Origin of the sequence: Caproicibacterium amylolyticum (assembly GCF_014467055.1) — a bacterium.
GTDB classification, from domain to species: Bacteria; Bacillota; Clostridia; order Oscillospirales; family Acutalibacteraceae; genus Caproicibacterium; species Caproicibacterium amylolyticum.
In genome coordinates this window covers 2964974-2985693 of record NZ_CP060696.1, presented here as the reverse complement: position 1 = coordinate 2985693, position 20720 = coordinate 2964974, and the positions used below count along the sequence as shown (strand labels likewise).

Sequence of the window (20720 nt, the reverse complement as noted above, 5' to 3'; positions counted from 1 at the left end):
ATGAAAAAGGTTTTACAGCCATGGCAAATCTGCGGCGGCGAAGGCACGCCGCAAAGGACAAGACCTTGGGACCTTTCTCTTGCAGGTTTCCAAACCCTGCAGCCTTGTGAACAGGGCTTGCGAAAACTTTGATTCTTGGGGTACAAAGAAAATTTTAATTATTATTTGAGATATAAGACAAAGGAGAAAATTAAAATGGTAGACATTAAGCTGATCCGGGACAATCCGGACTATGTAAAAGCGGCAATTAAAAAACGCGAAATGGATTTGGATAGCGTTGTGGATGAAATCCTTGCAGTAGATAAGGAACGCCGTGAAGCAACCGGTGCTGTGGAAAGTAAAAAGGCCGAGCAGAATGCTGTCAGCAAGGAAATTCCGAAAATTAAGAAGGCTGGCGGGGATGCTTCCGAAGTCCTGGCAAAGATGAAGAAGCTGTCCGAAGAAATTAAGGAAGCGGACGCAAAGCTTTCTGAAATCAATGATAAGCAGCAGGAACTGATGCTGTGTCTGCCAAATCTGCCTGACGAAGATGTGCAGGCTGGCGGCAAAGAGCAGAACATTCCGGACCATTACTTTAAGGAAAAGCCTGTTTTTGATTTTGAGCCGAAAAATCATGTGGACCTTTGCGAAAGCTTGGGTATGATCGATTATCAGCGCGGCGCGAAGATTGCCGGCAATGGCGCATGGATTTACCGCGGCTGGGGCGCACGCATGGAGTGGGCCATTCTTAATTTCTTTATTAATGAGCATCTGGCTGACGGCTATGAACTGATTCTGCCGCCGCACATGCTGAACTATGAATGCGGTTATGTTGCTGGTCAGTTCCCGAAATTCGGTGATGAAGTTTACTGGATTCAAAACCCGACCAGCACCGATAAAAAATTTATGCTGCCTACGGCTGAAACTGCATTGGTCAACCTGCACCGAGATGAAATTCTGACTGCTGATGAACTGCCGAAGAAGTACATTGCATACACCCCGTGCTACCGTCGTGAAGCCGGTTCCTACCGCAGCGAGGAGCGTGGCATGATTCGCGGACATCAGTTTAATAAGGTGGAAATGGTTCAGTACACAAAGCCGGAAGACAGCGACGCGGCTTTTAAGGAGCTGGTTGGCAAGGCGGAACGTCTGGTTCAGGAGCTTGGCCTGCACTATCGTCTGAGCCGTTTGGCCGCAGGTGACTGCTCTTTCTCCATGGCACGTACCTATGATATTGAAGTATGGATTCCGTCTATGGGCATTTACAAGGAAGTTTCTTCTGCTTCCAATGCGCGTTCTTACCAGGCACGCCGCGGCAATGTAAAATTCCGTGACGAAAATAAGAAACTGCAGTTTGTGCATACACTGAACGCTTCCGGTCTGGCAACTTCCCGAGTGCTGCCTGCTATTGTAGAGCAGTACCAGAATGCGGACGGCAGTGTAACGGTGCCGGAAGTGCTGCGCAAGTACATGGGTGTTGATGTTATTAAGCCGCAGGACTAATTCTGCACGTATCAAATGAAAATATTGGAATAAAAACAAACACAGATTCACACACTAAGTTCAGGGCTGTTGCAGGCGCAACAGCCCTGTTTTGAAAGAAAGGAAAGGGAAAACATGAATTCACCGGCACAACAGCCCATTGTTTCACCGGAAAGCTTTGAAAGAACTGCACGCGTTGAAAGCCCGCAAATTGGTGCAAACGGCCGTATCCGGCTTTCCGCGATTCTGCGTATGGAGCAGGAAACCGCAGACGAACATATGGATGCAGTCGGACTTGGCTACGAAAAAATGCTGAAAGACGGCATTGCACTACTGATTACAGAAAATCAGGTGCAGGTACGGCGTTTTCCAAAGCGCAATGAGCGTCTGCATATTCACACACTGCCGCTTGGCGCCGCGGGGGTACACGTATACCGTGATTTTCACTTTTTAAGCGGGGAAGAAGAAGTTCTGCACATCCGCCAAGTCAGTGTCTGTGTCAACTGCGAAACACACCGTCCTCTGCGTCCGGACGCACTGTATCAGTATCATGTTTTTAAGCAGCAGGTGGTCCCGCCAGAGGAACGGGTAAACAAGCTTCGTATTAAGACCACACAGCCGGTGCTGGGAAATCGCCCGATTCGCTACAGTGATTTGGATATGAACCGGCACCTGACAAATACAATTTACGGCGATATTGTAGAGGATTTTATTCCTGAAGTATACCATGATTGGAAGAAAATCCATATTAGTTACCTCTCTGAAAGTGTTTTGGGCGATGTCTTGGAAATCAGTGGTTCGCAGCAGCAAAATGGCTTTTTGATGTCGGGAAGCCGCGCGGGTGACCTTAGCTTTGCGGCTTTCGTTGAAAGATAAAGTCAAATTACATGGTTTATTCATTATTTGGTCATGATTTTTTAACAAAATGCAGAAATTTTTTGGCAACAACAAAATCAGACCAAAAGCGGCATTCCTTGTATTGAAATCGATTTTGAGGGGTGCTATAATGTAAAAATATTATACCCTGCTGTTTGAAACCGCTTTAGCTGTTTAAAACAGCTTCCTTTTTACACGGCGAAAAAGCAAAACGAGTAGAATCAATCTTAAAGAAAAGACGGAGGATGCTGCAAAATGGCTTTTTACTACGATGAACCTTGTCATACCTTTAATGAGTATCTGTTGGTGCCCGGATACTCTTCGGCAGAATGCATACCGGATAACGTAAGCCTGAAAACCCCGATTACCAAGTTCAAAAAAGGGGAAGAGCCTGCCATTACCCTGAATATCCCAATGACTTCGGCGGTTATGCAGTCTGTTTCCAATGATACACTGGCGGTTGCTCTCGCGAAGGAAGGCGGCGTTTCCTTCATTTACGGTTCACAGACCATTGAGCAGGAAGCAGCCATGATTGCCAAGGTAAAAGCCTACAAAGCGGGCTTTGTAACCAGTGACTCCAACATTAAGCCAGACCAGACACTTGCAGACATCCTGAAGCTTAAAGAAGAAACCGGCCATTCCACTGTGGCTGTAACAGATGACGGCACCGGCATCGGCAAGCTGCTGGGCGTTGTTACCAGCCGTGATTACCGTGTAAGCCGTATGGCGGTGGAAACCCCGGTTTATTCCTTTATGACTCCTATTGAAAAGGTCATCTCCGCACCCAAAGGCGCAACCCTTTCCGAGTGCAACGATATTATTTGGGCGAACAAGCTGAACTCTCTGCCGGTCGTGGACAATGACGGCAAACTTTGCTACTTTGTTTTCCGCAAGGATTATTCCGAGCATAAAGAGAATACAAGCGAACTGCTGGACGCGCAGAAGCGCTATATGGTCGGTGCCGGTGTCAATACCCGCGACTACGCAGAGCGTATTCCGGCGCTGCTGGAGGCTGGTGCGGACATTTTCTGCATTGATTCTTCCGAAGGTTACACAGAGTGGCAGAGACGCACCATTGCATGGGTACGCGGCAAGTACGGCGACAAGGTGAAAATCGGCGCAGGCAACGTGATCGACGGTGACGGCTTCCGCTTTTTGGCCGAGGCCGGTGCGGACTTTGTAAAAATCGGAATTGGCGGCGGTTCCATCTGCATTACCCGAGAAACAAAAGGTATTGGCCGCGGTCAGGCCACAGCGGTTATTGAAGTTGCCAAAGCACGCGATGAATACTACAAAGAGACCGGCATTTATGTGCCGATTTGCTCTGACGGCGGTATTGTGTACGACCACCACCTGACCCTTGCACTGGCAATGGGCGCAGATTTTGTCATGCTCGGCCGCTACTTCTCCCGTTTTGACGAATCCCCGACGAATAAAGTCACCATTAATGGCCAGTATATGAAAGAGTATTGGGGAGAGGGCAGCAACCGTGCCCGCAACTGGCAGCGCTATGACATGGGCGGCGCAAAGAAACTTTCCTTTGAAGAGGGCGTGGACTCTTATGTGCCGTATGCGGGTGCTTTGAAGGACAACGTCAGCACAACCCTGAGTAAAGTTCGCTCTACAATGTGCAACTGCGGTGCGCTGACGATTCCGGAACTGCAGAAAAAAGCCAAGCTGACGCTGGTTTCCAGCACCAGCATCGTTGAGGGCGGCGCACATGATGTTGTCTTGAAGGACAGCAGCAACCAGGTAAAATAAGCTTCGCAGAGGAAAGCTTCAGGCTTTTTCAAAAAGATTTGAAAAAAGGCTTGACAAAGCAGGACAAGTTCCGTTATAATAATAAGCGCTTCGCAGTGTGCGAAGCGCAGATGGCGGCATAGCTCAGCTGGCTAGAGCATTCGGTTCATACCCGAAGTGTCATAGGTTCAAATCCTATTGCCGCTACCATCTGGCCCAGTCGTCAAGCGGTTAAGACACCGCCCTTTCACGGCGGGTTCATGGGTTCGAATCCCGTCTGGGTCACCACTTTTTTGTCATCCTTGTCTGGAGCTGTGGACGCGTAGCTCAGCTGGTTAGAGCGCTCGCCTCACACGCGAGAGGTCATGGGTTCGAGTCCCCTCGTGTCCACCAAAAACTGAAGCGGCGCTTTTTGGGACCGCAAAAGCAGAAAAACCGCTCTTTGCAGCGGTTTTTCTTCTATTCAGAAAAATTTGCCGGGAGGTTACTCATGAAGAAAGCATTGATTATTGCCGCTGCCGCCGCACTGGCGGTGGCCTGCACAGGCTGCGGTGTGGGGGATGTAGCAGTTTCCGGAACGGAACCTGCGGTTTCCTCAGCAGCTTCTGCGGTTTCTTCACAGGCAAGCAGCAGCGAAGCTGCACCTGCCAGCAGCGTGGACCCCACCAAGTATGACGACAGCCTGAAAGGGCTGGCTACCTACCTCGGTGCGTGCGGATACATTGAGGGGAACGGCGATGCCATGCGCAGTGAGCTGATTGGCGCTAAGAGCGGTTATCGCTACTCCGGTTCCGTGGATAAGAAGCAGACAGTTACTGCAGAGTTTTATGAGTACGACCCTGCCAACCTGAATGACACCGCAAAAAAGGTGCTGGATGAAGTGAAGCAGAAGGGTAGCTTTACTTTGTTTGAAAAAAACATTCCTGCTGTTGTGAGTGACAGCGGAAAGTACCTGATGATTTACAAGGACTCCGCTTCCGGCGAAGCAAACGAAACCCGCAAAAAGGCAGTCCTTGAAAAGTTCAAGACTTACAAAGCGTAAATCTTAAAATCACCTGCTGCGAAAAATGCAGCAGGTGATTTTTCTTTGTAGAAAAATAAAGCGGCTCCATCAGCAAAAACTGTACCTGCGAAAGAGAAAAAACGTATTTCAAAGAGTCTTTTCGTGTTATTTGTAGGTGGCGCAGCGGTCGAGCCGCCAAAGCCGACAATTTCCTTGACGCAGAAAGAAAAGCAGACCTATAATAAGGCTGAAAACTGCAAAAGGAGATAATTACATGGAAAAAGACCAAAATCTGAATAAGCAAAGCTTTGGAGCATACTTTGTGCAAAAACACAGACAGGCGGGGCTGACACAGGAAGAATTAGCGAAGCGGCTGTTTGTAACCAATACAACGGTTTCCAAATGGGAACGGGGGCTTTCTTACCCGGACATTGCGCTGGTAACCGATATCTGTCGGGAACTTTCCATTTCTGAGCATGAATTTTTTACAGCCTGTGACGATGTGGCGGCCGGCAGGGAAAAGAAAGATGCTAAGGTATACCGCGTTCTTCACCGCAGAGTGCAGCAAATATTTACCTTCTGTTATGTCGTTACATTAATCATTTGTTTTCTCTGTAATCTTGCAGTCTATCATACGCTGAGTTGGTTTTGGATTGTGCTGACAGCGTTGCTGTTAGCTTTCAGTTTTACGAACGTACCGCTGATGGCAGAAAAAGAAACAGGTGTGGTGACACTGGGCTGCGCAACGGGCAGTCTGTTTTTGCTGCTGCTGGCTTGCTGGGGTTACACACGAGGTGCTTGGCTGGGTTTTGGCATTGCTGTTTCAGCGGTCTGCCTGGCATTGCCCTGGGGGCTGTATCTGCTGGGACGCTTTTGCCCTAGGCACCGTGGATTTCCTGCGATTGTGCTGGCAGCTATTACCGGATGGAATGTATTGCTTGTGATACTTTGCGTTGCGGTAACAAGTGGAGGAAATTTATTCCGAGCACTTTTAATTACCGGTATTAGCTATCTGCCGGTCTGGGGTATTTTTGCGATTGCTGTTTATGTCCCACTGCACCGCTGCTTAAAGGGCGGATTGATTTGCTTCCTTAGTGATTTTTCCATTCCGTTTATGGAATTGAGTCTAAATGCACTGATGATTAACCAGGATACTAACGGTCTGCGAATACTGGCGGATTATTTTCAGTGGGGAAGACTTTTTCAACAGGAATACTTAAATGTCAACTTGTTGGTCTTTGCACTTGGATTTATAGCGAGTGCGTTGGTAACGATTGTTGGTGTCATACTGCAACTGCGCGGAAAAAAACGGGAAAAACAGGGTATGATCGTTTAATAAAAAAGGACTCTGCTTCCGGTGAAGCAATAGAATCCCGCAAAAAGAAGTCACAACGAAGTTCAAAGCGTATAAGGCTTGAAATTTTAGCGACAGGCTTCCCTAACAAGGGGAGCTTTTTTGTACTCTCTTGCCCGTTGACAGATTCTTGATTTCATTTTATACTAAAAAGTAAATAAACGGAAAAGCAGGATTGGGGGAGTAGAAGTGCGAAAACGGTTTAAAAAGATTTTTGCTGGGGTTGCCGCAGCGATGCTGGTAGGTGTGGCTGTTGTTGCTGTTCCGTGGTATGGGAAAAGTAATGGCGCACGTATGAACTTTCAGGACACCGTGAAGTTCAGCAAAGCAGATCTTACAGCTGCGGGAGAATGCGTAAAACAATACTTTTTCAAATTTCGTGATTGTAAGCTGACAGATATTTGGTACGATGCCACAATGGACACTTATCCCGTGAATTATGTTGAAACGAACAACAATGGGTTTATTCCCAAGGGCACTAAGGGGAAAGATGTACTAATGCTGCTTTCAAACTATAAAACTGGTTCAATGGCACCGGAGGGTTTCAATAAAAATAATACCTATAAGAATTATGAATGGTGGCTGGTACGCAACAGCGCTGGAGAATGGCGTGTCGTCAGCTGTGGTTACGGTTGACAGATGATATTCGGATAGACTAGAATAAACGCGCATCTTATTATAAAAAGAAGACACGAAAAATGATTCGTCTGCATTGAGAACAGCAAAACCGAATTTTCGGCACAGGGTTATAACGAAAGTTGTACCCTTACTTTGCTGTACTCAAATTGGAAAGGGCGAAATTTTTCGTGCGAATAAAAAAGAATATTTTCATTATGTATGCCATTGCCTTGCTGCAGGGAATGGTGTTTTACGCGCCGGTCGCAACGCTTTACCGGCAAGCTGCAGGCGTTTCGATATTCCAGATTACAATTATTGAAAGCATTTCACTGGCAGTGTGCGTGGCCATGGAGCTGCCGTGGGGAATTCTTGCAGATCGAATTGGATACCGCAGCACCATGATTTTCTGCTGCCTGCTTTACTTTCTTTCAAAGATTATTTTTTGGCAGGCAAATGGGTTTGGTGCATTTTTGCTGGAACGTATCTTGTTAGGAATCATCTTTGCCGGACTTTCCGGTGTGGATACCAGTGTACTGTACCTTTCCAGCCGCGAGGACAGCGCACAAGGCGTTTTTGGGGTGTATGACAACCTCGGCACGATTGGCTTACTGAGCGCCGCAGCGGTCTTTTCTCTCTTTATTAAGGATAATTATCGTTTGGCGGGTCTGCTCACGGTTGTCAGTTATGGAATTGCAGCAGTGCTTGTCTTTGGGCTTACGGAAGTCAAACCCAAAAGGAGAGAAAGGCAAAATCTTTTTTCAGAATTTAAAAATGTCATTCATCACATTTCCAAAAATAAAACCCTTGTGTTGCTCCTGCTTGCGGTAGCACTGCTGAATGAAACACACCAGACCATAACTACGTATCTCAACCAGCTGCAGTATGAAAAGTGCGGAATTTCCACCGGTGCGATGGGATACATCTATATTATCGTGTCAGTGCTAGGGCTTTTTGGCGGTCTTTCCGCGCGGCTGACAAACCGATTTGGTATGGCTCGGTTTGGAACTGTATTGTTTTTAGCCTGTATCCTTGCGTGTGGAACACTCACAGTGACCGACAGTGCGGTTTCCTCAGTGCTGTCCATTGTGTGCCTGCACATTTGTTACTGCCTGTTTCAGCCACTCCAGGTGGACTTACAGAATCGGCAGGTGGCTTCTGCCAATCGTGCAACAGCCCTGAGTGTTAATGCGCTGCTGATGGATGGCGTAGCGATTGTGACAAATATCGTGTTTGGTAAACTGGCAGAGATGAAGTTGTCTTACGCAATGGCATTGGGGACTGCTTTCTGCACAGCGGGCTTGATTCTGTTTTTACTGTGGGGAAGAAGCAGGAGCAGAACCTGTCTGGAATAATCTTTTAGTTGTTATACATATATATATGTAAGAAAAAGCACCTGACAGAAAACTGCCAGGTGCTTTATTTTTTCACGCATTTCAGGAGCAAAAGCGATGCTTGCCGATAACGGTAATAATTGGGCGTGAAAAAATCCACTTGTTTGTGCTTTTAGCGGGGTTATAATAATAGATAGCACCGCCTGAGGGATCCCAACCGTTTATTGCGTCGCGTGCAGCCTTGTAGGCGGAATCTGACACAGCGGCATTGACACCGCCGTCTGTCAGACAGCTGAACGCACCCGGCTGATAAACAACACCGGAAAGCGTGTTTGGAAAGGAGGGGTGTTCAATTCGATTCAGAATGACGGCGGCAACAGCCACCTGCCCCTCGTAGGGTTCCCCGCGCGCTTCAGCCGAAACAATCGTGGCCAGCAGTTTAATGTCGTTGCTGGAGTATTTGCCGATTCCGCTGGTGCCGCCGGAACTGCCGGAGACACCAAGGGCTTTCAGCGTCTGTGTACCGGCAATGCCGTCCGCAGTGATTCCCTGCTGCTTCTGAAAGGATACCACTGCTTTCTTTGTGGCATTGCCATAGACGCCGTCTATTTTCCCGGAGTAAATCCCCAAGTTCTGCAGCTTGGTCTGAATCTTTGTGACCTCCGTACCCTGTGAACCAACCTTGGAGAGAGTCTGTGTGCTGCGCCCCACGTTTGCAAGCAGGCCAAAGGCAACGCAGCTGACAAGAACAACTACCAGCACTCTCCATGCTGTAACGCCTATCTTCTTCATATATATCCTCCTTTTACATGAATTGTCCCCGAAAAAGGCGCTTTCATGCGGGTATTTGGCACTTTTCAAAAAAAAGCGAAAAAAGTTCAAAAAAGGTGTTGACATAAGGGAAGTAGCGTGGTATTATATATGAGTCGCCGCAAGACAGGCACACAAAACTGAACAAGCTGCTGCAAAGCGGGGCGGAAAGTTGAAAGATGTTTGTCAAGCATGACGACGACAGGACCTTGAAAATTAAACAACGATGACAATAGAACGGACCCGAAAATTCCGAGAGGAATGACGAGAAGCTGACTCGTATAAAAACAGCAAAAGCGATACGCAAGCGTATCAAGATTGAGCTTACAAAAGCTCTGAAATAGATTTGAGCGTCGAAAGATGTTTAGATACAATATTTTAGAGAGTTTGATCCTGGCTCAGGACGAACGCTGGCGGCGTGCCTAACACATGCAAGTCGAACGAAGCTTTTGATTTCGGTTGAGAGCTTAGTGGCGGACGGGTGAGTAACGCGTGAGTAACCTGCCTTACAGAGGGGGATAACGTCTGGAAACGGACGCTAATACCGCATGACATTTCTTTATCACATGGTAGAGAAATCAAAGGAGCAATCCGCTGTAAGATGGACTCGCGTCCGATTAGCTAGATGGTGAGATAACAGCCCACCATGGCGACGATCGGTAGCCGGACTGAGAGGTTGAACGGCCACATTGGGACTGAGACACGGCCCAGACTCCTACGGGAGGCAGCAGTGGGGGATATTGCACAATGGAGGAAACTCTGATGCAGCAACGCCGCGTGAAGGATGAAGGTCTTCGGATTGTAAACTTTTGTACTTGGGGACGATAATGACGGTACCCAAGCAGCAAGCTCCGGCTAACTACGTGCCAGCAGCCGCGGTAATACGTAGGGAGCAAGCGTTGTCCGGATTTACTGGGTGTAAAGGGTGCGTAGGCGGCTATGCAAGTCAGTTGTGAAAACTATGGGCTCAACCCATAGCCTGCAATTGAAACTGCGTGGCTTGAGTGAAGTAGAGGTAGGTGGAATTCCCGGTGTAGCGGTGAAATGCGTAGAGATCGGGAGGAACACCAGTGGCGAAGGCGACCTACTGGGCTTTAACTGACGCTGAGGCACGAAAGCATGGGTAGCAAACAGGATTAGATACCCTGGTAGTCCATGCCGTAAACGATGATTACTAGGTGTGGGGGGTCTGACCCCCTCCGTGCCGGAGTTAACACAATAAGTAATCCACCTGGGGAGTACGACCGCAAGGTTGAAACTCAAAGGAATTGACGGGGGCCCGCACAAGCAGTGGAGTATGTGGTTTAATTCGAAGCAACGCGAAGAACCTTACCAGGTCTTGACATCCTACTAACGAAGCAGAGATGCATTAGGTGCCCTTCGGGGAAAGTAGAGACAGGTGGTGCATGGTTGTCGTCAGCTCGTGTCGTGAGATGTTGGGTTAAGTCCCGCAACGAGCGCAACCCTTATTGTTAGTTGCTACGCAAGAGCACTCTAGCAAGACTGCCGTTGACAAAACGGAGGAAGGTGGGGACGACGTCAAATCATCATGCCCCTTATGACCTGGGCTACACACGTACTACAATGGCCGTTAACAAAGAGAAGCGAAACCGCGAGGTGGAGCAAACCTATAAAAACGGTCTCAGTTCGGATTGTAGGCTGAAACCCGCCTGCATGAAGTTGGAATTGCTAGTAATCGCGGATCATAATGCCGCGGTGAATACGTTCCCGGGCCTTGTACACACCGCCCGTCACACCATGGGAGCCGGTAATACCCGAAGTCAGTTGCCTAACCGCAAGGAGGGCGCTGCCGAAGGTAGGATTGGCGACTGGGGTGAAGTCGTAACAAGGTAGCCGTATCAGAAGGTGCGGCTGGATCACCTCCTTTCTATGGAGAACTGAACAGATGAAACAAGCTGTTCTAATATCCAAGGTCGGTCGGGTCCGTTCGAAGAGTTAATCGTTGTTTAATTTTGAGGGTCTTGCAAAAGATTCTCGAAGGTGGATGGGGAAAACAGCCACCAGTATGGGGGTATAGCTCAGCTGGGAGAGCGCCTGCTTTGCAAGCAGGAGGTCAACGGTTCGATCCCGTTTATCTCCACCAAGGGCTGACGGTGTAAGAACCGGGAAGCCGGGAAATGGGCTTATAGCTCAGCCGGTTAGAGCGCACGCCTGATAAGCGTGAGGTCGGTGGTTCGAGTCCACCTAAGCCCACCACTTACTTTCTCTTTGCGAGAAGAGAAAGTAAGCAAAGAGAAACGGCCGAAAGGGCGGAACTCTTTGCTGCAAATTCAATAGGAAAGCAAACGCTGGGTAAAAGTGAAGTAGGGAAGAACACGAAAGTGGACGTAACCTTCAGCACATAGCCTGCGGGGGCTTCCCCGCTTGTACATTGAAAACTGAATAAAGAAAGATTGCGAAAACGATATTAAGTAAAGTTAAAAAATTACTACAATTTTGCAATTTACGAGTTCGTATAATTATACGAAGAATGAGAACCAAAAGAACACATGGTCAAGCTACAAAGAGCGCAAGGGGAATGCCTTGGCACTGGGAGCCGAAGAAGGACGCAACTAACTGCGATAAGCTATGGGGAGCCGTAAGTGGGCATTGATCCATAGATTTCCGAATGGAGCAATCCGGCTGGAGTCATGTCCAGTCATCGTAAACTGAATTCATAGGTTTACGAGGGGAACCGCCTGAACTGAAACATCTAAGTAGGGCGAGGAAGAGACATCAAATGAGATTCTGCTAGTAGTGGCGAGCGAACGCGGAAGAGGCCAAACCGAGGGTAGCAATACCTTCGGGGTTCGGACAGCATTTAGCATGCTAAGCTTTAGTTGAACGGTATGGAAAGGCCGGTCAAAGAGTGTGAGAGCCACGTAAACGAAAAGGCGAAGCAGCGAGCTGTATCCAGAGTACCGCCGGACACGTGAAACCCGGTGGGAAGACGGGGGGACCACCCTCCAAGCCTAAATACTACCCAGTGACCGATAGAGAACAGTACTGTGAAGGAAAGGTGAAAAGCACCCCGGGAGGGGAGTGAAATAGAACCTGAAACCTTGTGCTTACAAGCACCGAGAGCCCGTCAATGGGTGATCGGGTACCTTTTGTAGAATGGTCCGGCGAGTGAATGTAACTGGCGAGGTTAAGGACTTAAGGTCCGGAGCCGCAGCGAGAGCGAGTCTTAATAGGGCGCATAAAGTCAGTTGTATTCGACCCGAAACCGGGTGACCTACCCATGTCCAGGTTGAAGTGAGGGTAAAACCTCATGGAGGACCGAACCGACTCCCGTTGAAATGGTAGCGGATGAGGTGTGGGTAGCGGAGAAATTCCAATCGAACCCGGAGATAGCTGGTTCTCTCCGAAATAGCTTTAGGGCTAGCCTCGTATTAGATTACCGGAGGTAAAGCACTGAATGGTTAAGGGGCCGAGAGGCTACCAAGACCTATCAAACTCAGAATGCCGGATAATTGATGTACGGGAGTCAGACAGCGTGAGATAAGTTTCGTTGTCAAAAGGGAAACAGCCCAGACCCACAGCTAAGGTCCCCAAACACGGTTAAGTGGAAAAGGATGTGGGGTTGCACAGACAACCAGGATGTTGGCTCAGAAGCAGCCATACATTAAAAGAGTGCGTAATAGCTCACTGGTCGAGTGACCCTGCGCCGAAAATTTAACGGGGCTAAATCGTGTACCGAAGCTTGGGATCCGAAAGGATGGTAGGAGAGCGTTCTGTATGGGGTGAAATCAAAGCGGAAGCGTTGGTGGACTATACAGAAGTGAGAATGCCGGAATGAGTAGCGCGAAATGTGTGAGAATCATATTGACCGAAAGTCTAAGGTTTTTGGAGGAAGGTTCGTCCGCTCCAAGTAAGCCGGGAGCTAAGGCGAGGCCGAAAGGCGTAGTCGATGCACATACGGTGGAAATTCCGTAGCCGCCAAAAGATTTAAGTTAAGAGACACCTGCAAAGCGAATAACCCGGGCGATGGTTGCCCCGGGCGTAAGGGACCGAAATTAGAGTAGGGAAGTATTTGTAGAGCAGGGCAAGAAAAGCTTAATGTATATCTGAGGCGCCCGTACCGCAAACCGACACAGGTAGACAGGAAGAGAATTCTAAGGTCAACGGGAGAAGGGTAGTTAAGGAACTCGGCAAATTGGCCCCGTAACTTCGGAATAAGGGGCGCCTCCTGCAAGGGAGGCCACAGTGAAAAGGCTCAGGCGACTGTTTATCAAAAACACAGGTTTCTGCCAAATCGAAAGATGACGTATAGGAGCTGACACCTGCCCGGTGCTGGAAGGTTAAGAGGAGATGTGCAAGCATTGAATTGAAGCCCCAGTAAACGGCGGCCGTAACTATAACGGTCCTAAGGTAGCGAAATTCCTTGTCGGGTAAGTTCCGACCCGCACGAATGGTGTAACGATCTGAGCACTGTCTCAATTACCCGCCCGGCGAAATTGTAGTACCGGTGAAGATGCCGGTTACCCGCGACAAGACGGAAAGACCCCATGGAGCTTTACTGCAGTTTAATATTGGGTTTCGGTAATTTATGTACAGGATAGGTGGGAGACATGGAAACCGGTGCGCCAGCGCTGGCGGAGTCGACCTTGGGATACCACCCTTAAGTTGCTGAAATTCTAACCTGCGGCCGTGAAACCGGCCGGGGGACATTGTTAGACGGGCAGTTTGACTGGGGCGGTCGCCTCCTAAAAGGTAACGGAGGCGCTCAAAGGTTAGCTCAGCACGGATGGAAACCGTGCTACTGAGTGTAAACGCATAAGCTAGCCTAACTGCGAGGATGACAGTCCGAGCAGTAACGAAAGTTGGAGTTAGTGATCCGGCGGTATGAGAGTGGAATTGCCGTCGCTCAACGGATAAAAGCTACCCTGGGGATAACAGGCTGATCTCCCCCAAGAGTCCACATCGACGGGGAGGTTTGGCACCTCGATGTCGGCTCATCACATCCTGGGGCTGTATTCGGTCCCAAGGGTTCGGCTGTTCGCCGATTAAAGTGGTACGCGAGCTGGGTTCAGAACGTCGTGAGACAGTTCGGTCCCTATCTGTCGTGGGCGCAGGATATTTGAGGAGAGCTGTCCTTAGTACGAGAGGACCGGGATGGACGCACCGCTGGCGCACCAGTTGTCATGCCAATGGCACAGCTGGGCAACTATGTGCGGATCGGATAAACGCTGAAAGCATCTAAGCGTGAAGCCGACTCCAAGATAAGATATCCCATTGCGTAAGCAAGTAAGACCCCTTGAAGACTACAAGGTTGATAGGCTGCATGTGTAAGCACAGTAATGTGTTCAGCTTGGCAGTACTAATAGGTCGAGGGCTTGACCATAGTTCATGGTCTCGTCCAATATCCAAATTCGCATTCTAATCTTTATTCAGTTTTCAGTGTACAAAAACGTTAAGCCGACTCTTGTGAGTCGGTTTTTTTGTTGTTCAAAATGTTGCTATGTTTGTAAAATACAGCATAATTTTTAAAAATGGTTATAAAAATCAATAAATGCTTTGTTATATTGTAAAATGGCATTGACAAGCTGGATACAAAAGTGTATAAAGTAAGTAAAGGAATTCCTTACCACTATAATGAAAGAAGGAGTAAATTGTGAAAAAGTTTGTTAGCTCCTTTTTGGCTGTATGCATGATGTTTTCAATTAGTTCAGTAGCGGTACATGCGGAAGAGGCAGATCCAGTTAATAATCAAAAGACTGCTACACCTACCATTATAAGTCAGTCAGCAAAAATTCCCTTACCTTCCGATAATCCCAATATTAAAAAGTATCAAGTTACGACATCATACAGTACTGGTATTCGTGTGGTTGACACAATGATTGATGAAAGAATGTCAGTTGAAAAAAATAATAAAGTAGTTGAAACTACACTTGCAACTACTAATTCATACAATCATCAAGTTAGGCTTGAGACGGATCGCAATGTATATTCTGGTAGCACATTATTGGCTTATGTGCGTAGTGTAGGAAATTTTTAATATTCTCCAGGCGTGACTGGTGCGATTACTGTACATGATACCTACGGTTCTAGTGTAACTTCAAAAAGTTCGTCAGTAAAATCATATACCTGTAAGCGTTCTGTTGAATATAAACAGTATCACTCCTATGCTTACGTTCACGTAGATTATACTTTAAGTGGAAATGGAACAGTTTTTAACGGGACAGATTTTGGAAGGGTAACAATTGGATGCGATATATATGGTAATCGCCTTTAAAAGGGAGTGACTAGCAAATGAACGGTCTTCAATTCTACTATATCGGATTTGATAATGTTTTAAAGAAGTTTTATATTTCACATTCCAATTTATCAGCATTGTTTAGTCCAGAGGGAATGGATGCGCAGACAATCCATATGGCACACGCTTTGCTTTTACTGTGGGTATTGGTTATTGCAGATTTGGTAGCTGAGCGGATTTTCATGGCCACAGCAGTTTACCGAGCAGGTAAGGCTAGCAGTATGAAAAAGTTAACATATTGGACAGCCGCAACAGGGGTACTTGGCTGGTTGCCAGTGGTGGTTTTCTTTGCAGTACGTCGAATGTTGTATACGAAAAAAGCAGTTTGTGATACTTGTGGAAGCGTTACCTCCGTTGCAGTTCCTTATCCACATGCAGCACATTTGCGTCTGTGGGCGGTCCTTGGGGCGGTGGCATCAGTTTTGGCTTTTATTTTATATAATTACACTGCTTCTTACACTTTCGGGCTTTATGCCATACAGGCCATTCCCGCATGGATACGTAATTTTCCATTTTAATAATAGCCCAAAACGATAAAAGAGGTATACGCTATGTTCGGTTCGCTTGGTCCAACCTTATGGTACATTGATGCTTTATATTATTCCGGCATTCCTGCTTTGCGGGAGTGGCATCCATTCTTAATCATAAATGCTCACCCGCAGGATGCAACTGGCACGGAAGTGCCGTTAATTCACGCTATGCTGTTTTTGTGGGGTATGATGCTGCTGCTCTTTCTCGCAGAACGGATTTTGTTTGTAGTCACGGCTTATCAGGACGCGAAAACCGGCTGCCCAAAGCGGGCACCAATGTGGGCGGCGCTGATTGGTGTGCTCGGGTTGGTACCGGGTGTTGTGTACTTGATTCTGCGAAAAAAAGTTTATGTCCAGAAAATGGCCTGTGCGGACTGCAGTCATACTGTGAAAGCAGTTATGGCACCGCGGCCGAATGTGCGGAAGCTGCTGCGGCTGCTTGTGATTTCCTGCATTGTGTTTGTTGCTTTTCTGATGATTTACAATTATCTTGCGAATATAAGCAGCAATCTGTTTGATGTCAATTCGGCACCTGCGTGGATGCTGAATTTTCCGTTTTAATTGCAATTAGGTGCCGCTTTTTGCAGCACCTAATTTTTTTAAAAAACTTTGAAAAAAAGCTTGCATTATTAAAAATGTTGTGGTATTATATATAAGTCGTCAGGAACGACGGCAAAACAAAAACAAATAGTTGGTGCTGATGACGGTGAGGGTCCACCTGTTCCCATTCCGAACACAGAAGTTAAGCTCACTCGTGCCGAAAATACTTGGCTGGTAACGGCCCGGGAAATTAGGTAGGTGCCAACATCAAAAGCTGCCACCCAATAGGGTGGTTGTTTTTTACAAAATTAGCTTTAGCAAATAAAAGCATAAAAGCTTTAAATCAGAAAAGCAATAGTTTGGAGGAGGAATCCGCATGATTATTTTAATGAAAAATAACTGCACAAAAGGCCAGATTGACCACGTAATTGCTGCTCTAAAGGATAAGGGACTGGGTGCAAACCTTTCTGTTGGCAGCGAAGCAACTGTTATTGGCGTTTTGGGAGATAAATCTAAGCTGAATACGGAAAATATTGAAGTTATGGACGGCGTTGAAAAATGCGTGCCAATCATGCATTCCTACAAGCTCGCGAGTCGCGAAATGGTGCCGGAGGGACGCAAGGTAACAGTAAAAAATGTTACCTTCGGCGGTGATAAGCTGGTTATGATTGCCGGTCCCTGCGCAGTCGAATCGGAAGAGCAGGTAACAAAAGCGGCGCTGGGCGTGAAAGCCGCCGGTGCACAAATGCTGCGCGGCGGTGCTTACAAGCCGCGCACCAGCCCATATGCATTCCAGGGTTTGGAAGATGAAGGATACCGTCTTCTGCGGAAAGCCGCAGATGCTGCCGGTTTGCTCTGCGTCAGCGAAGTAGTGGATGCACAGGATTTGGATGCCGCAGGAAAATACTGTGATATGATTCAGGTTGGTGCGCGTAATATGCAGAATTTCCGTCTTCTGCGCGCAATCGGACGTTCCGGCCTGCCGGTGCTTTTAAAAAACGGAATTGCCTGCACCATTGAAGAGTGGCTGGATGCGGCAGAGTATATTTTAAGTGAGGGCAACCAGAATGTGGTGCTGTGTGAGCGCGGCATCCGCACCTTTGAAACTGCTACACGCAACACCTTGGATGTTTCTGCAGTTCCGGTTGTCAAAGAGCGCAGCAGCCTACCAATTATTGTTGATCCCTCCCATGCTGCGGGCAAACGCAGTTTGGTTACGCCGCTTGCCATGGCCGGAATTGCAGCAGGTGCAGATGGCATTATTGTTGAGGTACACCCAGACCCGAAGGTCGCGATGAGTGATGCCGCACAGCAGCTGACGATTCCAGATTTTCAGGAATTTATGGGAAAGCTAAAAAAGGTTGCAGCAGCAGTTGACCGCAGTCTGTAAGCGGACTTTTCCACATTCTGAACTGCAGATGTTGAAAATAGGAGCGAGGAAGCGGCTGCCAAATTGCCGCTTCCTCGCTTTTTTTAGTTTAAGCATTGCAATTTTTGTTCATATCATTTATTGTTAAAGAAAAGAAATTATAACAGAATGGAGCGAACAGTATGCAGCCAAAACAGTACGTATGTCCCAAATGCGGATGTAGCCAGTATGAAACAGACCAATTTCAGGCAACCGGCGGAAATTTTTCAAAGATTTTTGATGTACAGAACAAGCGGTTCATAACGGTATCCTGCACGCAGTGTGGGTATACGGAACTGTATAAAGCACAGACGGACGCGGGAATGAACATATTGGATTTCTTGATTGGAAACTGACGGCGGATTGTCGTAAAAATGTGCTGAAGTTTACAGCAGGCTTCAGCATTTCTTTATGTGCTTTTGATTAGTTTGCAGAGTTTCAACCGAATGTGTACGGTCTGTTGAAAACTTTCTTGCTTATTGGTATTTATTATTGAAAGAGGGAATGAACTTGAAAACATCTACAAAAAATTTAGTACTCTGTGCGATGTGTGCCGCGTTGACCTGCGTTCTTGCACCGATTTCCATCCCGGTGGGACAGGTGCCTATCAGTTTGGCGACCTTTGCGGTGATGCTGAGCGCCGCACTGCTGGGGCCAAAGTGGGGTGTGCTCAGCCAAGTGGTTTATTTGCTGCTGGGCTGCATCGGCGTGCCGGTGTTTGCTGGGTTCAGTGCAGGCGTTGGCTGCATTGTTGGCCCGACCGGCGGTTATCTGCTCGGTTACTTGGTACTGGCAGCGGTGGAAGGCCTGCTGTACCGCCTGCTTAGCAGTGAGAAACAAAAACTGCTGAAAAAATCCGGTGTACTCATCGTTTCTATGGTCGTTGGTACAGCGGCGCTGTACACAATGGGTACTATTTGGTTCATTACTGTAACACATACACCGCTTGCCGCAGCGCTGCTGGCCTGCGTGGTACCGTTCCTGCTGGGGGATGCGGTCAAGATTGCAGTTGTCACGGTGCTGGCACCGCAGCTGGAACGTGTTCTGAATCGGCTGAACCACCGTGCACAGGCTGTTTAAGATGGATGGGACAGAGGAACTTGTTCTTCGGCCGCACCATGGGCTGTGCCTGCTGCATTTTGTAGGGGAAGGGTACAGTGACGCATTTACCGCGAATATGGCGGCTGCCGCAGCGCGGCTGCGTGAGAATCCGGAAACATTGGTGCGCTTGTGCATTGGTGCTGACAGCTTGTGTGCGCATTGTCCGCACCGAACCGGCAGCACCTGTGAAAGTGCAAAGCCTGCTCGATATGATACCGGAGTTTTGCAGCACAGCGGGCTAAAGGCGGAACAGACGCTGCGTTGGGCCGATTTGCGCGAAAAGATGGTAGCCCTTTCCCAAGTACACCTGCGTGAGGTATGCGGGGATTGCCAGTGGTACAGCCTGTGTGCCGCGATTGAAGAACAAAATAATTCTTAAAAAGAAAATGGCTAAGACTGTTTTGCAGTGATGAAGCGCTGCAGCAGTCTTTGTTTTTCGCTGTATTAAAGTTGCTTTCTTAGAAAGCAACCGCAGTGTGGGGCGCGCAGCCCCACGACCTTGCCCTTAGCAGCATGAGTAGCAGGCTACCCCGATTTTTCAGCAATTTATTGGACTCCTATAGTAGTTGTCAAAAAGAGCTTTCAAGGCTGTTTTCATACGGCGTGGCTGCGCCGCCGCAGGGAATGCTGCTTGTATTCCATTTTGATACACAAGGGCGTTACGGTCAAGAGATAAAACCGTGGGTTTCACCCATACCCACCGCCTTTGAAAAGGCGGGCGAAACCTTTACTGTAAGGGCAGGTAAACATAACTTTTAATTTTTCCATGAAAGGTGGAACGAAAATGCAGGAAAATTTATATGATGATCAGGTATTCTTTAAAAATTACATGGAACTGCGCGAAAATCCGGTAAGCTACAATACCTTGCTGGAGCAGCCGGCACTGCAGGCGATGCTGCCGCCGCTTGCCGGAAAGCACGTGCTGGACCTCGGCTGTGGGTTTGGCGAGGGCTGTGCAGGTTATCTGCGTCTTGGTGCGGCACATGTGACCGGTGTGGACTTGTCACAGAATATGATAAACGAAGCAAAAAAACGCAATGCAAATGAACGCACAGCGTATTTCTGTATGGATATGACGCAGATTGCAAGTTTGGGAGAAAACTATGATGTGGTTGCTAGTTCGCTTGCTGTACATTATATAGAAGATTTTGACGCATTAGCGCGTTCTGTTTACGCAATTCTAAAAAAGGGAGGCTCTTTTGTCTTTTCGCAGGAACATCCGCTGACTACTGCACCGAAAGAGGGGCCAAACTGGGTCTATGACGAGGAAACACACAAGCGCTTTTATCCGCTCAGCAGCTACAGCTGCCCCGGCCCGCGCACGGAGGAGTGGCTGGAGTGCAGCGTGCACAAGTATCACCGTACGTTTTCCCAGGTTTTGAATGCATTGCTAGGTGCCGGATTCGTCATTCGGGAACTGCGTGAACCAGTACCAGATGAACAAACAGTGCAGAAAAACCCCAGAATGGTAAAGGAATACGACAAGCCCAGTTTTTTGCTGATTGCGGCTCAAAAGCCATAAAAACTGAAATGACGGGGAAGCTACAGCCAGAATAAGGCCATTTGGGCACGAAAATGAAAGCTAAGAGCCGTTAAATTTAAAAAACGGGACTTTTACTCTTGACACAGAGAGGAACTTGTGGTAGTATCATAAATGCAATTCCTCTGTGGTACAGGTTTTCTGCACCGCAC

16 protein-coding genes, 5 tRNA genes and 3 rRNA genes are annotated in these 20720 nt (G+C 47.9%); 23 read left to right on the top strand and 1 reads right to left on the bottom strand.

Annotation, left to right across the window (positions count from 1 at the left end):
- Positions 1–195 precede the first annotated feature (195 nt).
- The 10 genes from serS (at position 196) to H6X83_RS14405 (ending at position 8404) form a co-directional block, all read left to right on the top strand.
- The gene (serS, locus tag H6X83_RS14450; RefSeq protein ID WP_212507147.1) at positions 196–1482 is read left to right on the top strand and encodes a serine--tRNA ligase; all 1287 of its coding nucleotides are present in this window, start codon (positions 196–198) and stop codon (positions 1480–1482) included.
- 114 nt (positions 1483–1596) lie between these two features.
- Positions 1597–2337: an acyl-[acyl-carrier-protein] thioesterase gene (locus H6X83_RS14445; protein ID WP_212507146.1), complete on the top strand. Its 741-nt coding sequence runs from the start codon at positions 1597–1599 to the stop codon at positions 2335–2337.
- A gap of 255 nt (positions 2338–2592) precedes the next feature.
- The gene (locus H6X83_RS14440) at positions 2593–4098 is read left to right on the top strand and encodes an IMP dehydrogenase (RefSeq protein WP_212507145.1); all 1506 of its coding nucleotides are present in this window, start codon (positions 2593–2595) and stop codon (positions 4096–4098) included.
- Positions 4099–4210: 112 nt separating this feature from the next.
- Positions 4211–4287, top strand: a tRNA-Met gene (locus H6X83_RS14435).
- 3 nt (positions 4288–4290) lie between these two features.
- Positions 4291–4365: transfer RNA gene (locus H6X83_RS14430), tRNA-Glu, on the top strand.
- A 28-nt stretch (positions 4366–4393) separates the two neighbouring features.
- Positions 4394–4470 (top strand) — tRNA-Val (locus tag H6X83_RS14425).
- 97 nt (positions 4471–4567) lie between these two features.
- Positions 4568–5119, top strand: coding sequence for an immunoglobulin domain-containing protein (locus H6X83_RS14420; RefSeq protein ID WP_212507144.1), 552 nt, complete (start codon positions 4568–4570; stop codon positions 5117–5119).
- 235 nt (positions 5120–5354) lie between these two features.
- Positions 5355–6416, top strand: a complete 1062-nt coding sequence (locus H6X83_RS14415; protein ID WP_212507143.1) for a helix-turn-helix domain-containing protein — start codon at positions 5355–5357, stop codon at positions 6414–6416.
- A gap of 207 nt (positions 6417–6623) precedes the next feature.
- Positions 6624–7070 (top strand): hypothetical protein, encoded by a 447-nt coding sequence (locus tag H6X83_RS14410; RefSeq protein ID WP_212507142.1) that lies wholly within the window; start codon positions 6624–6626, stop codon positions 7068–7070.
- A gap of 170 nt (positions 7071–7240) precedes the next feature.
- Positions 7241–8404, top strand: coding sequence for an MFS transporter (locus tag H6X83_RS14405; RefSeq protein WP_212507141.1), 1164 nt, complete (start codon positions 7241–7243; stop codon positions 8402–8404).
- A gap of 81 nt (positions 8405–8485) precedes the next feature.
- On the opposite strand, the gene sleB is transcribed toward H6X83_RS14405, so the two are convergent.
- Positions 8486–9175 carry a spore cortex-lytic enzyme gene (gene sleB / locus H6X83_RS14400; RefSeq protein ID WP_212507140.1) on the bottom strand — a complete coding sequence of 230 codons (690 nt, stop codon included), beginning with the start codon at positions 9173–9175 and terminating at the stop codon, positions 8486–8488.
- 393 nt (positions 9176–9568) lie between these two features.
- Here sleB and H6X83_RS14395 point away from each other — a divergent pair.
- The 13 genes from H6X83_RS14395 to H6X83_RS14335 all read left to right on the top strand — a co-directional run bounded on the left by H6X83_RS14395 (position 9569) and on the right by H6X83_RS14335 (position 20550).
- Positions 9569–11081, top strand: a 16S ribosomal RNA gene (locus H6X83_RS14395).
- Between the two features lie 140 nt (positions 11082–11221).
- Positions 11222–11297, top strand: a tRNA-Ala gene (locus H6X83_RS14390).
- A gap of 36 nt (positions 11298–11333) precedes the next feature.
- A tRNA-Ile gene (locus H6X83_RS14385) sits at positions 11334–11410 on the top strand.
- A gap of 295 nt (positions 11411–11705) precedes the next feature.
- Positions 11706–14537 (top strand): 23S ribosomal RNA (locus H6X83_RS14380).
- The 16S and 23S rRNA genes sit together here with 2 tRNA genes alongside, the layout of an rRNA operon.
- 270 nt (positions 14538–14807) lie before the next feature.
- Positions 14808–15191 carry a hypothetical protein gene (locus H6X83_RS14375; protein ID WP_212507139.1) on the top strand — a complete coding sequence of 128 codons (384 nt, stop codon included), beginning with the start codon at positions 14808–14810 and terminating at the stop codon, positions 15189–15191.
- 254 nt (positions 15192–15445) lie between these two features.
- On the top strand, positions 15446–15967 hold the full coding sequence (locus H6X83_RS14370; protein WP_212507138.1) for a hypothetical protein: 522 nt from the start codon (positions 15446–15448) through the stop codon (positions 15965–15967).
- A gap of 33 nt (positions 15968–16000) precedes the next feature.
- Positions 16001–16540, top strand: a complete 540-nt coding sequence (locus tag H6X83_RS14365; protein WP_212507137.1) for a hypothetical protein — start codon at positions 16001–16003, stop codon at positions 16538–16540.
- Positions 16541–16669: 129 nt separating this feature from the next.
- Positions 16670–16786 (top strand): 5S ribosomal RNA (gene rrf / locus H6X83_RS14360).
- A gap of 109 nt (positions 16787–16895) precedes the next feature.
- A complete protein-coding gene (gene aroF, locus H6X83_RS14355; RefSeq protein ID WP_212507136.1) occupies positions 16896–17909 on the top strand; it encodes a 3-deoxy-7-phosphoheptulonate synthase in 1014 nt (337 codons plus the stop codon).
- Positions 17910–18070: 161 nt separating this feature from the next.
- Positions 18071–18283 carry a zinc ribbon domain-containing protein gene (locus H6X83_RS14350; protein ID WP_212507135.1) on the top strand — a complete coding sequence of 71 codons (213 nt, stop codon included), beginning with the start codon at positions 18071–18073 and terminating at the stop codon, positions 18281–18283.
- 148 nt (positions 18284–18431) lie between these two features.
- Positions 18432–19007, top strand: coding sequence for a biotin transporter BioY (locus H6X83_RS14345; protein WP_212507134.1), 576 nt, complete (start codon positions 18432–18434; stop codon positions 19005–19007).
- Between the two features lies 1 nt (position 19008).
- Positions 19009–19407, top strand: a complete 399-nt coding sequence (locus H6X83_RS14340; protein WP_212507133.1) for a DUF1284 domain-containing protein — start codon at positions 19009–19011, stop codon at positions 19405–19407.
- Between the two features lie 405 nt (positions 19408–19812).
- Positions 19813–20550 carry a class I SAM-dependent DNA methyltransferase gene (locus H6X83_RS14335; protein ID WP_212507132.1) on the top strand — a complete coding sequence of 246 codons (738 nt, stop codon included), beginning with the start codon at positions 19813–19815 and terminating at the stop codon, positions 20548–20550.
- Positions 20551–20720 lie beyond the last annotated feature (170 nt).